The 15789-nt window shown below is 53.9% G+C and carries 11 protein-coding genes; 3 read left to right on the forward strand and 8 right to left on the reverse strand.

Going from position 1 to position 15789, the window contains the following annotated elements; genetic code table 11:
* The 7 genes from VHE34_RS01215 to VHE34_RS01245 form a co-directional block, all read right to left on the reverse strand.
* Nucleotides 1–798, reverse strand: a complete 798-nt coding sequence (locus tag VHE34_RS01215) for an alpha/beta hydrolase (protein WP_325583718.1) — start codon at nucleotides 796–798, stop codon at nucleotides 1–3.
* Nucleotides 791–2380: an apolipoprotein N-acyltransferase gene (gene lnt, locus VHE34_RS01220; RefSeq protein WP_325583719.1), complete on the reverse strand. Its 1590-nt coding sequence runs from the start codon at nucleotides 2378–2380 to the stop codon at nucleotides 791–793. Before lnt ends, VHE34_RS01215 begins: the two co-directional genes overlap by 8 nt.
* The gene (gene guaB, locus VHE34_RS01225; protein ID WP_325583720.1) at nucleotides 2380–3885 is read right to left on the reverse strand and encodes an IMP dehydrogenase; all 1506 of its coding nucleotides are present in this window, start codon (nucleotides 3883–3885) and stop codon (nucleotides 2380–2382) included. The genes lnt and guaB overlap by 1 nt, the downstream gene beginning before the upstream one ends.
* A 109-nt stretch (nucleotides 3886–3994) precedes the next feature.
* Nucleotides 3995–5191 (reverse strand): DNA-processing protein DprA, encoded by a 1197-nt coding sequence (gene dprA, locus VHE34_RS01230; protein ID WP_325583722.1) that lies wholly within the window; start codon nucleotides 5189–5191, stop codon nucleotides 3995–3997.
* 46 nt (nucleotides 5192–5237) lie between these two features.
* Complete coding sequence (locus VHE34_RS01235) at nucleotides 5238–7154, reverse strand: OmpA family protein (protein WP_325583725.1); 1917 nt, start codon at nucleotides 7152–7154, stop codon at nucleotides 5238–5240.
* A gap of 12 nt (nucleotides 7155–7166) precedes the next feature.
* Nucleotides 7167–7778, reverse strand: coding sequence for a 7-carboxy-7-deazaguanine synthase QueE (locus tag VHE34_RS01240; RefSeq protein WP_325583727.1), 612 nt, complete (start codon nucleotides 7776–7778; stop codon nucleotides 7167–7169).
* Nucleotides 7771–8655, reverse strand: a complete 885-nt coding sequence (locus VHE34_RS01245; RefSeq protein ID WP_325583729.1) for a bifunctional 5,10-methylenetetrahydrofolate dehydrogenase/5,10-methenyltetrahydrofolate cyclohydrolase — start codon at nucleotides 8653–8655, stop codon at nucleotides 7771–7773. Before VHE34_RS01245 ends, VHE34_RS01240 begins: the two co-directional genes overlap by 8 nt.
* A 329-nt stretch (nucleotides 8656–8984) precedes the next feature.
* Between VHE34_RS01245 and VHE34_RS01250 the strand changes: the two genes are divergently transcribed.
* From VHE34_RS01250 to VHE34_RS01260, 3 genes are read left to right on the forward strand one after another with little or no spacing between them, the layout of a single operon-like run.
* On the forward strand, nucleotides 8985–12224 hold the full coding sequence (locus VHE34_RS01250; protein ID WP_325583731.1) for a SusC/RagA family TonB-linked outer membrane protein: 3240 nt from the start codon (nucleotides 8985–8987) through the stop codon (nucleotides 12222–12224).
* A 23-nt stretch (nucleotides 12225–12247) separates the two neighbouring features.
* On the forward strand, nucleotides 12248–13753 hold the full coding sequence (locus VHE34_RS01255; RefSeq protein ID WP_325583733.1) for a SusD/RagB family nutrient-binding outer membrane lipoprotein: 1506 nt from the start codon (nucleotides 12248–12250) through the stop codon (nucleotides 13751–13753).
* 40 nt (nucleotides 13754–13793) lie between these two features.
* Nucleotides 13794–14729 carry a DUF1735 domain-containing protein gene (locus VHE34_RS01260; protein ID WP_325583735.1) on the forward strand — a complete coding sequence of 312 codons (936 nt, stop codon included), beginning with the start codon at nucleotides 13794–13796 and terminating at the stop codon, nucleotides 14727–14729.
* Nucleotides 14730–14797: 68 nt separating this feature from the next.
* Here the strand turns inward: VHE34_RS01260 and VHE34_RS01265 are convergent, their stop codons facing one another.
* Nucleotides 14798–15493, reverse strand: coding sequence for a hypothetical protein (locus VHE34_RS01265; protein ID WP_325583737.1), 696 nt, complete (start codon nucleotides 15491–15493; stop codon nucleotides 14798–14800).
* Nucleotides 15494–15789: the final 296 nt, after the last annotated feature.

Raw genomic sequence — 15789 nt, forward strand, 5'->3', positions numbered from 1 at the left:
CTATTTTATGAAGTTTAAAAAAGATCCGATCGCCTGACTTCCCTGTTCGGGCTCTTCCAGCATGCCCATATGACCGGAATGATCCAAAGTATGGATAACCGAGATCATCGGCTCGTGGCACTGTTTCACCGCCTGTTCGTAGGGGACGACGGTGTCCGCGGCGCCCATGATGAACAACACCGGGCCGGCAAATTGCCGGAGTACCTGGATCCGCTCGGGCCGGCGGATCATCGCCTCGTAATAGTAAACCAGCGATTCCGGGGCGAAACCGGAGTACCGCCGGATCGTTTCTTCCAAAAGTGCCGGCCGCTGTTCCCTCGTCTCTGCCGCAAAGAGATTGGGCATGGACTGGCGGACAAAGGGGGCGGCTCCGTGCTGCCGGATAAAATCGATACTCTTGCGACGGGCTGTACGCTTTTCTTCGCTGTCGGCGGTTGCCGTGGAATGAAAGAATCCAAAGGCTTTCAGCTGCTGTGGGTATTTTTCCGCAAAGGCCAGGGAGATGTAGCCGCCCATGCTATGGCCGATAAGTACGCAGGCGTCCAGGCCCAATTGATCGATGAAGGTCTTTATCGCATCGGCCAACGCATCGACCGAGGGTTCACCCGGCAAAATTGTGGATTTACCGCTCCCGGGAAGATCAGGGATCAACAGCCGGCAATGAAGGCTGAGCCGCGGCGCCAATTCATTCCAGATCTGCCCGTCTTCCGCAAACCCGTGCAGCAGTAACACCGGCAGCCCGCTTCCTTCCTCGCGGTAAAAAAGCGTTCTCCCGTCCTGTGTAAGCGTCTTATCCACGACCTGCTCTTGTTTTGACGAAGGTAACGATAAGCCAGCCAGGGAACAACGCCGTAAGTACAAGCATAATTTTGGAGAGGAGGTCGCCGAACCGGACGTAGAATGTCTGGTTCGACTCCGTCGGTATTACCTGCCGGATAGCGGCTTCGGTATACCAGGGCCGGGAATCGAGGATATTTCCCGACGGATCGATGATACACGAAACCCCCGTATTCGCGGCCCGTATCACCCAACGCCGCGTCTCTATCGCCCGAAGCCGGGCATAGCTTTCGTGTTGACGATAACCGGGCGTATCGCCCCACCAACCATCGTTGGTGATCACCGCAAGCACATCGGCGCCATTGTGAACGTATCGGGACATGAATTCCCCATAGATGCTTTCATAACAAACCGCCGGTGCGATGACATACCTGCGATCCGTCGTTGTGAGTGGTGTCCTCTCCGCTTGTCCCGTATACCCTTCCTCGGTGCCCCCGAATTTTTCGAACAGGGGTACCATGAAATGCAGGTACGGTGGAAGGCTTTCGGCGCCGGGAACAAGCCTGGACTTATGATAGAAGGCGACGGGTCCCGAACTATCCATCACCGTCGCGGCATTATAGCTCTCTAAGAATTTGTCGGTATCCGGGATCTTCATCGCTGTCGAAGAATGTTTATAAGGAAACACTCGAAAGCTTTCGATGCCCGTCAGCAAGTTGACATGCGGATGACGATGGAGGAAATCCCAAAGGGGATTGAGGAAGTAGTTTTGTCTCAGATGGGCTTCGTCAAAGCCATGTTCGTTATATAATGCCGTTTCCGGCCACACCACCAGCACGGTGTTGCTGTCGATGGTCGAGTCGCTTATCCGGATCAACCGGTGCAGTTGTGCGTCGAAGCTGCCGGTCATGATCTTGTCGTAAGGATCGATATTGGGTTGAACGATCACGACATTTGATCCCCCCAAATTTCGATATACCGTCTTCGTTGTCTCTTCGCCCAGCACAGCTGAAACTGCCGGCGGAAGAATGATCAGGCCGAGTATCCACCAAACCAGCCGGAAGACCACCCGCCGCTTCTGCACCCAATCCCAAACCAACAGAAACACCAGCACATTCACCACCAGGACCCAAAGCCCGCCACCGCTGGTGCCGGTATATTCATACCACTGTATCCAACCCGTCCGGGCGGCAAATACATTCCCCAGCGTCAGCCAGGGCCAGCTAAGTCCCCAATTCTGTAAATGAAGGTATTCAAAGCTCAACCAGAAAACGATCAGTGAGGTATAACCGATGGTATCACCCATCCGGCGCCTGACAACCCGGAACCCAAGCCAGGGCAGGCACATCAACAGGCTGTTGGCAAGAAAGGCGCCGATAGCGCCCGGTCCCGTAGCATTCCAAACCCACCAGGTGGCTGCGACGTTCCAGGTCAGCATTGCGATATACACCCAACCGAAGAACCGCCGGCCCCCCTGTCGTTCCAGCCACAACAACGGAATAAAAGCAACAAAGATCAAAAAAGTCAGCGGCGAGACCGGCCAGGCGGCAAAAAGCAGCAGCCCGGAAAGGACAGACAGCAGGAAGGGGTGAACGTTTTTCATTAGCGGCGACTGTAATTGGGAGCTTCCTTGGTGATCTCCACATCGTGCGCATGACTCTCTTTCATCCCTGCATTGGTGATCCGGATGAACTGGGACTGCTTTTGCAGCGTCGGAATATCCTTTGCGCCGCAATAACCCATACCCGCCCTCAGCCCTCCGACATATTGCTGAACCACTTCCGACAAGCTGCCCTTAAAAGCTACGCGGCCTTCGATACCTTCCGGCACAAGTTTTTTGATGTCGTCCTCCACATCCTGGAAATACCGGTCGCTGCTGCCCTGCGACATCGCGCCGATGGAGCCCATGCCCCGGTATTGTTTGAATTTTCTTCCTTCGTAAATAATCGTTTCACCCGGGCTTTCTTCCACACCGGCAAAAACGCTTCCCATCATCACGACATTTGCGCCGGCGGACAGGGCTTTCACCATATCGCCGGTATACCGGATACCCCCGTCAGCGATCACCGGGATTCCCCGGCGGTTGAGCGCCGAAGCCGCTTCCATCACGGCCGTGATCTGCGGCACTCCGGCGCCGGCCACGATGCGGGTGGTACAGATGGAGCCGGGGCCGATCCCGACCTTGACGGCGTCGGCGCCTGCATCGGCAAGCGCCTTCGCGCCGGCCGCCGTGCCGATATTGCCCGCGATCACCTGCAGGTTCTTAAACGACTTCTTCAACGACTTCAATGCGTTGATCACCCCGATATGATGGCCGTGGGCGCTATCCAGGGTAACGACATCCACCCCGATCTGCTGAAGGGCGCCGGCCCGTTCCAGCAGGTCCTTGGTGATGCCCAACGCAGCGCCGACCAGCAACCGGCCATATGAGTCCTTGACCGCGTTGGGACAGCTGGACAGCTGCAGGATATCGCGATAGGTGATCAGTCCGATCAGCTTACCCTGCTTGTCGACAACAGGTAATTTTTCGATCTTATATTTCTGCAGGATCTTCTCCGCCTTTTTCAGATCGGTGCCTTCGGGCGCCGTCACCAGTTTCTCCTTCGGGGTCATTACTTCGCTGACCTTCCGCCGCTTGTTATCTTCAAACCGAAGGTCGCGATTGGTAACGATGCCGACCAGCACCCTGCTATTGTCGCACACCGGGATCCCGCCGATCTTGTTTTCCTTCATCAGGCGAAGCGCATCGCCAATGGTGGATTCCTCATGCAGGGTGATGGGATCGATTATCAGGCCACTCTCGCTCCGCTTCACCTTACGCGCCTGCTCCACCTGCTTTTCGATGCTCATGTTCTTATGAAGGATGCCGATGCCGCCTTCCCTAGCCAGGGCAATGGCGAGATTGGCCTCTGTCACCGTATCCATCGCGGACGAAAGCATGGGAATATTGAGGGTGATCGCCTTGGTAAGCTGACTCCGGATGTCGACTTCCCGGGGCAAAACCTGTGAGAACGCGGGAAGTAATAGCACATCGTCAAAGGTGAGTCCGTCTCCGAAAAATTTTGAGGGGGATGCTGACTTGGCAGCGGGAGAATTTATTCTTGCCATGTGCAAAGGTAAAGCAGGGCAAAAAATTGTCCAAATGTAATTTTTTGCCCGCTTTGCACAATAGTCTGTGCACTGCGGCCCCCACGGCCGCCGGCCGAAGGCCCCGCTATTAATGGCAGGTATCAGTAATAGAGCGGTTCTCCGAGACATGAAGCCTGTATCTCTTTCCCGGCAATGCGCTGATCGCGCCTTTGAGCTCGAGCTGGAGTAACAGCAGGGCGAGAGATGAGCAAGGAAGCCCCGTGCGGGCTGTGATCTCATCGATGGTCAGGCTATCCTGCTGTTTCAGCAGGTCCAGCAGGGTATTTTCGGCATCCGCCGTGCCGGCCCCGGCTGAAGGCATCTCGCACGAAGGCAACTCATCCAAAGACAACTCACCCAACGGCAACACCTTTTGTGTGCCCTTGCCACCCTTGGGCCAACTCCAGCCCATCGCAGCCGGTAGCTCTTTGCCCGAGGTCAGCATCGTCGCCTGATTCTGCCGGATAAGCTCATTGCATCCCGCACTGCGCGTATCCATGATCCTGCCCGGCACGGCAAACACCTTCCGGCCGTATCGCAGCGCCTCTTTCACCGTCAGCAGACTGCCCCCATTTTTTGCCGTCTCTACGACCAACAGGGCGTCACATAACGCGGCGACGATGAGATTGCGGTCGGGAAAATAATAAGGCTCCGGTTGGGTGGAGTAGGCAAGCTCAGTGAGCAGACCGCCTTCTTTCAGCATCTCCGTCGCAAGCGGTTTGTTCTCCCGCGGATACAGATGGCCAAATCCATGGCCCAGAACGCCGACGGTCGGCAATCGATGATCCATTGCCGACCGGTGGGCAGCCGCGTCGATGCCAAGCGCCAGCCCGCTGATAATGAGCATACCGGGCTGCGCCATCTGATGGATCAGTTGCGCCGTTACTTCCCGGCCGTAATGGCTGGGAATACGAGTGCCCACGACAGCCACCACTTTTTTCGCGTTGAGATCGGCATTGCCCTTGTAAAAAAGAAGAGAAGGCGCATCTGGTAGACACCGTAGCCGGTTTGGATAGTCCTTGTCGGTAAAAAAAAGCACCCGGATCCCTTTCCTCTCCAACAACTGAAGTTCTTCTTCCAACGCTGCCCGGCCGCAAAAGCCAACTATCTCTGCCGCGGCCTGAGGCATTGCGCCGGCCTGCCTCAGTGCAGATTCCCCCGCCCGAAAAACGGACCTCGCATCCCCGAATACTCCGATCAATTTTCTCGTACTGGCGGGACCGATACTTTTGATCCGCGTCAGGGCTATACGATAAAGCGTTTCTTCCGCCACCAATGTCTCCATCCCCAAATATACTAATTTATTTAGTATTCCGCCCACCCACGGATATCTATTTGCTGATAACGTTAAGTTCGGTCCGCCGGTTCCTGGCGCGGCCCTCCGGCGTTGCATTATCTGCGATGGGTTGGGTGTCGCCAAAGCCCTTGTACGTAAGACGCGCCGCTGCGATCCCCTTGGCGACGAGGTAGTTGGTCACGGCCTTAGCCCGATTCTCCGACAGGAGCTGGTTGTCCGTCGCCTTGCCCGAGTTGTCGGTGTGGCCGCTGATCTGAATGTGAAGCGTCGGGTTCTCCTTCATCAGCTGCACGACCTCGTTCAGCTCGGCTTCCGACTCCGACTTCAACTGGTACTTATTGGATTCAAAGAAGATATTCTTCAGCACGACAGCCGCATTGGCTTCCAGCGGCTGTAGCGGGATATCGATCTGATATGCGCTGTCAGCCACCTGGTTCTTATCGAGCGAGAAATTCTCGGAGTAAAACAGATAGCCGCGCCGGTTGACATTGAAGGCATAGTCCTTGCCCCTTGGCAGAGTGATCAGGTAGTTACCCGTCTCATCGGTCTGCAATTGGCTGACCACATCGCGCGAAGCAAGATCGGTCAGGATCACGCTGGAAGGCAAACCCTTATTGGTCTTACGGTCATAGACCCGGCCTTTTACCCAGGTCGTCGGCGCCGGACGGATGTCCTCCCGCATCTCGAAGGAATAAAGATCGAGACCACCACGGCTGTCGGCGCGATCGCTCGCATAGTAGGCCGTCTTTCCGTCCGCGCTGATCACCAGGCTGCCCTCGTTCTCTATCGTGTTGATGGGATATCCCAGGTTTTCCGGCTTGCTCCAAACGCCTCCCGGACCTTTCCGGGTCACGAAAAGATCATCCCCCCCATACCCGGGATGACCGCTGGACGTGAAGTAGAGACTTTGATTGTCCGCATGAATGAACGGGGTTCCTTCATCCCCGATGGTATTGATGGTGGGCCCCAGGTTTTCCGGGGCGCTCCAGCGACCGTTCAGCAACCGGTGACTCACGAAAAGATCGCTGCCTCCATATCCATCAGGCTGCCGGCTGGAAAAATAAAGGTCCCGCTTGTCGGGCGACAAGGACGGCGCCGATTCCCAGAATTCGGTATTGATACTGTCGCCCAGGTTTTCCGGCGTGCTCCATCCATCGGCCGTCAGATAGGAAATATAAAGGTCGCAGCTGCCGTGGCCCTCGGGGAAATTGCACCCGGTGAAGATCAGCCATTGTCCGTCCTGCGATACGTTCTGCGCTCCTTCGTTCTGATTGGTATTGATATTTCCCGGGAGACTGATGCTTTTGCTCCAGGCTCCATTAACCTTGTCGGCTTCGTAAAAATCCTCGTTGAAATTATTCACCCGCCGGGTATAGATCAGCTTATTGCCATCGATGGTGATGGTAGGATAATATTCGGAGACCGTGCTGTTGATGCTGTCACCCAGGTTATGCGGCTCGAATTTATAGCCGCTCCCGGGATGGCTGGAAGCGTAGTCGAGGGCAAAACGATAACAGCGTTGCCGGTATTCTCCCGCTTTCCGGCTCGTTTCATTGAGATCGGTGACGGTCAGAAAGACATTTACGGCGTCCAGCGCTCTCTGGAACTCGCCTTTTCCCGCCAGGTTGATCGAATACGGAAGATTGTAGTCCTTGAAAAAGTTACTGTCGATCGCCCTTGCCTTTTCATAGTTATCGATGGCGTTTGGGTAGTCCTTCAATTCTCCATACATCCCGGCCATGGAAAGGAAAGCCTCTTCGAAGTTCTTATCGATGGCCACCGCCCGTTGCAGCGCGGCGATCCCACCCTTGAAATCGTCGTTCTGAGCCAGCTCCAGCCCCTTGGAGTACAATTGAGCCGCCTTTTTATTCACTTTGTCCGGATTATACTGGGCCTTTGCCAGCAGCCCGCTCAAAAGTGCGATGCCAAGAAGGATGTTTCGGTTTTTCATATAAGGACAAATTTAGGGTACATGGATATACTTGTGCAATTGCAGCGAGAACTCCCAACGGGGATGGGCTTTTATATAGTCGATAATGAGGGGTGTGACGGCAGCCGACCGGCTCCATTCGGGTTGCAGGAAAAGGCGGCAGTCCGTCGAAGTTTGGGCCGCCCATTGCTCGGCCCAGGCAAGATCGGTCTTGTTAAAGATAACGACCTTCAGTTCCTGGGCCTGCGGCACGATCCCGGGCAGCGGAGCCTTGAATTTCTTCGGGGAAAGACAGATCCAATCCCATTCTCCGCTCAGCGGCCAGGCGCCCGACGTCTCGATATGGGTGGCAAAACCGGCTGCGCGCAGGGCCCGGGTCAGTTCCGCGCAGTCATGCATCAGCGGTTCTCCACCCGTGATCACCGCAAGCCGGCCGGGATGCTCTTCCGCTGCGGCCACCAGTTCGCCTACTGATCGCCGGGGATGCTTCTCCGCCTCCCAGCTTTCCTTGACATCGCACCAGGCACAACCTACATCACAACCGCCGAGCCGGATGAAATACGCGGCCCTCCCCTGGTGATACCCTTCTCCCTGTAGGGTATAAAAGGATTCCATTACGGGTAAGCCAATCTCTATATTATTCATTTCCATTTCTTTCTATACACGCCGTAAGCGTGTTTTTCATCAGGGCGGCAATGGTCATCGGACCGACCCCGCCGGGAACAGGAGTTATATAGCTGCAAAGGGGAGCCACTTCATCAAACTTTACGTCCCCTTTTAGAGCAAAACCGCTCTTTTTGGCGGCATCGGGAACCCGGGTGATGCCGACGTCAATGACAATAGCGCCTTTTTTGATCATGGGCGCGGTAACGAACTCCGGCCTCCCCAGGGCCGCGACGATGATGTCCGCCTGCCGGCAGAGTTCGGCGATATTGCGCGTCTGGGAATGACAAAGGGTCACCGTACAGTTTCCAGGGTTGGAATTGCCGCTCAGCAGGATGCTCATCGGTCTTCCCACAATATTGCTCCGTCCTACAACGACAGCGTGCATGCCCCTGGTATCTATCTTATAATGTTCCAGCAGCAGCAAAATACCGTGAGGGGTGGCCGGAATATAAGCGGGAAGCCCCTGCACCAGCCTGCCCACATTCTCGGGATGAAAGCCGTCCACATCCTTGGAAGGATGGATGGCATTAATGACCTTTTCGTCGGAAACGTGCTTGGGCAGAGGGAGTTGGACCAGGATCCCGTCAACATCCGGATCGTCGTTGAGCTCATCGATCACCGTCAGCAGCCGGTTTTCGGTGATGCTGTCTTCCAGCCGGATAAGGGTCGATCGGTAGCCGATCTCCGCGCAAGCCTTGACCTTGGCGCCGACGTAAGTCTCGCTGGCCCCGTTGTTCCCAATGAGAACTGCCGCCAGATGCGGGATCTTTTTTCCTTCTGCTATCCGCTGTGCAACCGTAAGAGTAAGAGCGTCCTTGATCGCTTTCGAGGCAATTTTACCATCTAATAATTCCATGGCGCAAAGGTAAGTTATTGAGTTCTCTTATTCGGGTTGATCGCGCAAGCATGCTTGTTGCCATTTAAGAATAAAAAATATGTAAATGTTATAGATATAGACATTAAAATAAAAGATATAGCATTTGTGTTGCTCCGCTATTTTTAATCCCTAATTTGTAAGTAATTAAATTATATGTAAAAAATATTGGTTATCATTTTTATATAGATTATATCTATAAATATGCGCGCTCATATTTTTAACCTTTTAGTTAATTCAATTTTAACAATTTTTTGCGCTCGTCCTAAACTTCCCTTAAATTACATATTGTAATAAAACTAACTACACACATGAGAAAATTGATTACACTGCTTGCAGTGCTGATCGTCACTGAATTGTCAGCACTTGCGCAAACTCGTATCCCGGTAAAGGGAAGAGTACTCGATGACGTAGGCCAGCCTGTTTCCTTTGCGACCATTCGGGTCAAAGGACAAAAACAGGGGACGAGCGCAGATGCCGATGGCTATTTCACCATTAAAGTTCTAAAGGGCGCCACAATTCTTGTCAACGCCGTCGGCTATGAAGAAATGGAGCTGCCGGCGGACGGAGACCTTTCCTTCCGCCTGAAAAGAACCAACAAGGCTCTATCAGAAGTGGTTGTCAGCACCGCTTTCGGCGTTCGGAAAAGCGAACGGACAACTCCTTACAGCGCCCAGGTGGTCAAAGCCGAAGCGATCAACATGATCCCGCAAACCAACCTGGCAGATGCTCTCGCCGGCAAAGTCGCTGGTGTCCAATTCCGGTCACAGTCCCCCTCCAAGTTGAACAGCCAGGCTTTCGCCCGCATCCGCGGCGGACTCATGTTATCCGGCGACGTTAGCCCGATCTACGTGGTAGACGGGACGATTATCGAGAATGACGGGTCCCGCGATGGTTCATACGACATCGACCCGGCCAATATCGAAAGCGTCACCGTCTTGAAAGGCGCCAATGCCACAGCACTGTTTGGAGGAAAGGCCGTCAATGGCGCGATCGTCATAACAACCAAAAAAGGTTCTTCAGGCCGTTCCTCCGTTCAGGTCACCCAGGGCCTGATCGCGGATAAAGTAACCCACCTTCTTCACCTGCAAAACCGATACGCCGGTGGCGCGAACAACTATCTCACCACGTATCACTGGAAGGCGGGCGACCCCGAAGAATGGAAAACGCTGGAAGGGGTGGGATTCCCTGACTATACAGACGACTCCAGCTGGGGCCCCGAAATGACAGGCCAAACCTACGCCCCCTGGTACGCCTGGGTTCCCGGTACGGCATACACCGGCAAGTCAGCCAAACTGGTTGCGCAGCCGGGTAACGTAAAGGATTTCTGGGAAACCGGCCTTACCTCCAATACGAACGTTAGCTTCACAAAAGGAGGCCAGGGATACACGACGCGCCTTTCCTATTCCAAACAATACATCGGCGGCATTATCCCCGACTCGAAATCGGATCGCAATATTATCACTTCATCGACCACCATAGAACTGAACAAATACGTCAGCGCAGGAGTTGACCTTACCTATAACACCCAATTGCTGACCGGTGAATACAATGATGGCTATGCCAACCAAACCTCGGGAAACTTCGGTCAATGGAACCATCGCGATCTGGATATGAAGCTGGTCAAGCAACTCCGGACGCTGAAGACACCCATCGGAACGCTGGCCTCCTGGAACTGGTTTCACAACCCCGACGGATACGACGCTTCCAACCCCTCGTCGTTCTTTACGGGCAACTACTGGTATAATTTCTATGGTTACCAGGACAACCTCAATTATCAGACCCGCAGAGACCGCATCTTTGGTGATGCCTATATCAAATTGAATCTCTTCAACGGTTTTAGCGTCAAGGGAACCGTTCGAAAGGATCAGTACAATTACTGGTTTGAAAATAAAACTGCGTCCATCCTCGAGAAAAGCGGAAGTCAGACCGGTCTCCTTGCCGCTTATTCAACGGGACAGCGCTATCAGAATGAGCTGAACTATGAATTGATCGCCAACTATAACCAAACCCTGTTCAAGGACCTTTCGATAAATATCCTCGGCGGCGCGAACGTCAATACGTACACCCGGAAGGATCTAAGCTCCAACACGAACCAGGGATTGAATATCCCCGACTTCTACGATATTTCTAACTCCAAGGCGCAGCCTTCCGTAGGAAGCTCGAGGCTGGATTCAAAAACCAACTCCCTGTTCGCATCCGGTGAGTTCGAATACAAGAGATTCCTGAGTTTGACGGGAATGGTCCGGCAGGATTGGTCATCCACGCTTCCTTCGTCGGCAAACAAACTGCTCTATCCTGCCGCCGGTTTTTCGTTTGTCCCGACAGAACTGATCAAGAAACTTCCTGCTTGGCTGTCGTTTGGAAAATTGTACGGCTCCTGGGGCCGAAAGCCGCTTACGCTCGACATCTACGCCAACAACTTTCCTTACAGCGTCGACCAATATCAATGGAACGGGAACTTCCTGATGAGCTCGCCCGGAGTGGTCCCTGACCCCAGGCTCAAGGGAGCTTTGATCACCAGCTATGAAGCAGGCATCGACATGCGCTTTGTCAACAACCGGTTTGGCCTGACCGTGAACTATTACAACGAGACTTCCGCCAATCAGCCCGTCACCATCAACGTGGATGCCGTGAGTGGATACACGTCGAAGACGATCAATGCAGCGACCGTCCAGAGAAAGGGCTTTGAATTCACGGCCACCGCGGGGATCATGCGCAGCAAGGACTTTTCCTGGAACGTTACCGCCACGCTCGGCTGGCTCCTGAAGAACCCCGTTACGCAGATCGTCCAGGGCCAGAAGAGGATCCAACCCAGCGGTTGGATCGGAACCTTCGGTACGCATTACGCATCTTCGTATCAGGTGTTGAACCAGGACTGGGGCCAGCTCATCGGCGGCGGCTATACCCGCGGAGCCGGAAATCTTCCGGAGATCGATCCGACAACCGGCCTTTATATCACCGGCGACCCCAACAAGAACTGGGGAAGCATTGTTCCCAAGGTCACGGGTGGATTTCAAAACCTCTTTACCTATAAGGATTTCATCGTCAATGCCAGCCTCGATTACCAGTTCGGCGGTAAATTCTTCTCCCTCACGGAAAGCTGGAGTATGTACTCGGGCGACATCGACTATACGGCGGCAAACAACGACCGCGGGAAGAGCGTTCGGGACCCGGTCGCCAACGGCGGCGGGGTGCATGTCAAAGGCGTCAGCTCGGTGGATCAAAAAACGCCCATCGACATGTATGTGGACGGTTTTACCTATTTCCACCAGTTCTATGGCGCCCAAATCGCAGAGCCTTTCGTCCACAGCCTTTCCTTCGTCAAATTGAGAGAGGTAAGTGTTGGATACAATCTGCCTGTAAAAAAATGGGGCCTGACCGGAAAATTCATGCAGGGCGCGACGGCATCCGTGGTCGCCCGCAACCTGTGGTTGATCTACAGCGGCAGCCGCAACTTCGACCCGTCGGAGATCTCGGCCGTTTACGGCGAGAATGGTCAACTGCCGGCCACCAGGTCCCTGGGTGTTAATCTCAGCTTCACCTTTTGATGATCACGCAAAAATTGAAAAAAATGAAACAAAAGAGATTTAATATAGTAAGTTTCACAGGTGTCGTCCTTCTGATAGCGGGTCTGGGTTCCTGCAAAAAGAGCCTCAGTGACTTTGGTTCGACAAATAACAACCCGGGAGCCACCACGGCGCCGGTGACTTCCGCCCTCTTGAGCAATGTACTCTCGACAATGGCCGGTTATACCTGGGACGCGGGCGGGATCACCACCGTCTCCGGTCTTTACTGTCAGTACTTCTCGGAAACGCAGTATACGGATATCTCCATTTACAACAAAGAGAAGCCCGATTGGAACTACTATTTTGCCGCATCGGGGAACAGCTTCACCACCAGCGGAGCTTTGTACAATCTTCAGACCATTATCAATTACAATACAGACAAGAAGACGGCCGCGATCGCCGCTGCGAACGGATCCAACGCCGATCAGATCGCCATCGCCCGCATCCTGAAAGCATACATCTTCAGCGTGCTCACCGACACCTGGGGTGATATTCCCTATTCCAAAGCCCTCCTGGGTGATAACGGTGTTGTCGTATACGACAAGCAACAGGCGATCTATACCGACCTGTTCAAGGAACTGACCGAAGCAGTTGCCCAGTTCGACGGCGGCATCGCGGTTTCGGGCGATATCCTTTTCAGCGGCGATGAGACGAAATGGAAACAATTCGCCAATTCCCTTCGTCTGCTGCTGGCTCTCCATCTTTCAAAAGTGGACGCTGCCACAGGGAAAACCCAGTTCAACGCTGCGCTGGCGGCGCCCGGCGGAGTCCTCGGCGCGGGTCAGAGCATCACGCTCGCCTTCCCCGGCGGCAACTTCCTCAGCCCTATCTATCAATACTATGACGTGACAAAGCGCTTCGATTATGCCGTGTCTAAGACCATCACCGATTGGCTGGCTGCCAACAATGACCCGCGCGGGAAATCCCACATATACGGTACTTCCAATATCGGGTTTCCCTACGGTCTTTCCCGCAACGATGCGGTCGCTTTCGCCAACGCCAATACAAAGTACGCCCAATTGCTGAAGGGCGCGGACAGTTCCTTGCCCACCGACGCATTCCCGATCATTACTTCGGGCGAGATATTCCTGGCGCGGGCTGAGGCGGCGCAACTGGGTTGGACTGGAGAAGATCCGGCGGCGATGTATGCCACCGGGATTGCGGAAAGCTGGAAACTCTGGGGTGTCTACGATGCCACGGCATTCGCCAATTACATGGCCAGCAGCAATATCGACCTGTCCGGGGGCAGCGCCCTGCAAAAGATCTGCACGCAGGAGTGGGTGACCCATTTCCCGGCAGGGGCAAGGGGCTGGGCGGACTGGCGGCGTACCGGCTTTCCCGTGCTGGCGCCCGCGCCTGCAGGAGTTTATCCAAATATTCCCAGAAGAATGTCCTACGGACCCAACGAATACAGCTATAATCCGGCCAACGTAGCTGCCGCCGGTTCCCAGTATGCCTCGGGAGGCGAATCAGACTCCCAGTATGGCCGCATCTGGTGGGACGTCCAGTAAAACGCAACCGTTCGATGAGCATCACTAAACTCAAGTAAAAATGCAAAACAAAATATATAAGACAAGTATCATCATCAGCCTGCTCATTTTCCTGGCCGGCTGCAAAAAGGACATCGACGTGCTGGCTACTGCGCAGAATGGAAGCACTCCGGCGACAGGTTTCGGCATCAGCAATCTCGATGCGATGGTCCTCTCTATCGATGCGTCGACAACAGAGGTCGATACGGCCCTGCTGGTGTTCAACAATGCAAAGTACGGCGCCGAGACCAAGGTCACCATCGTTGTGGATACCTCGCTTGTCAACAGCTACAATAATGCAAAGGGATCGTCCTTCGATTACATGCCGGCCGATGTCTTCACCTTTCCTGCGACGGTCAGTATCCCGGCCAATTCGCTGCAGGGATCGGGTAAGGTAGCGATCAACATTTCCAAATTACTCACCTACGGAACCTCGTTTGCGACGGGCTTTACCATAACCGCCGTCTCGGGCGGATCGGGGCAGATCCTGACCATGCACAACCATGTCACCTTGGTCGTACAGGTAAAAAACCAATACGACGGGGAATACACCGTTACGGGATCGATGGTTGACTACGCCAACGGGACCCTTACCGGACCCTATCCCTGGGACGTATATCTCATCACCAAGAGCGCAACACAGGCCCAGCTCTTCGACAACGACTATACGGGCGGCATCTATCATAAGATCCTGAGCAACGGCGCGGACTCCTACTATGGAGCCTTCGGGCTTCAGTTCAATTTCGACGTAAATGGAAATGTTACCAGCGTGGTCAACGTCTACGGACAGCCTTCGTCGAACGGCCGGTCGGCAACGCTCGATCCTTCCGGTATCAACAAATTCGACCCGGCAACAAAAACGCTCGATGTGAAATACTGGATGGACCAACCCAGCGTCATAACCCCGCACCGGGTAAGCTTTACCGAACACTTTGAATATGTAGGCCCCCGGCCTTGAGCCGGCAGGGCCAGGAACGGAACGGGCCGCCCTCGGACGGCCCGTTCCGTTTTACCCTATACCCTTCCCTACGGAAGACTATTATAATACTGAATGATCTTCGACCACCCCTCCTCGCTATTTGTTGACCACGCGCTGTCCTTCGCATGCTCACTCACGGCCTTCCAGGCCGGTCCCATCTCTTGCTCCAGCATCTTCCGGCCCGGCTTTACCGGTTGCGTCTCCCCGTTACCTCTTGCCAGATAATAACACTGCTGTGGGATAAATTTCTTTGTAGTCGATAATGGGCCGTCTTCATGCACGTCCTTTACCTCCAGCGACTGTTGCTTTAATAGCGTAAGCTTGCCGGCAGCAAGCACCTGCACGAACTTATCCGGACCCGGCCCTCCTGCCCCGTATCCCCGCCGGAAGACAACTGAATCGCTCCCGGCAGAATGATTATAAAGCACAAGCTGCAGTATGCGCGCATTCGTCAGATCGTATAAAGTATCATGCGTCATCATATATACCCGATTCTTATACATGTCAAGTTTCACATGGATGCTGGTGAACTTGGTTCCTCCCTCCGTTACCACGGATGCCGGCAGCCATGAATCGGAAAAGAATGCGCTCCCTTGGACATCTTCATATTGACTCTCGATTCCGTTGGTCACTGCTACGCCGCCACTTTGCAACAATTGATAACGGGTATAGTCGAGATGCTGAGCATCGCCTCTGAATGCAAAAGCCATGAATGCCGGCAGCAGGAGATATTTGATTAACATGCAAAAGATTTATGAATTTAAATATACGTTTTTAAAATCAATGAGTTAACAACCATTATCAGCACGGACTCAACTGATGCGACTGCGATATGGATGCGTGCGCGCATAGCGTGAATTAACATTTTTTTGGCGAATATTGGAAGTTCTCCTAATTTAGGCCCTCGACAAAACTAACACACATGAGAATTTCTTTCACACTGTCCGCGGTGCGCTCAGCACTCATTGAAATTTTTCACATTCATCGAAGGCAGGTTCCTCTCTTTATCTCCGCATAGTCATTGTTTTTATCCCGTTCT

It is taken from the genome of Puia sp. (assembly GCF_035546395.1).
Classification (GTDB): domain Bacteria; phylum Bacteroidota; class Bacteroidia; order Chitinophagales; family Chitinophagaceae; genus Puia.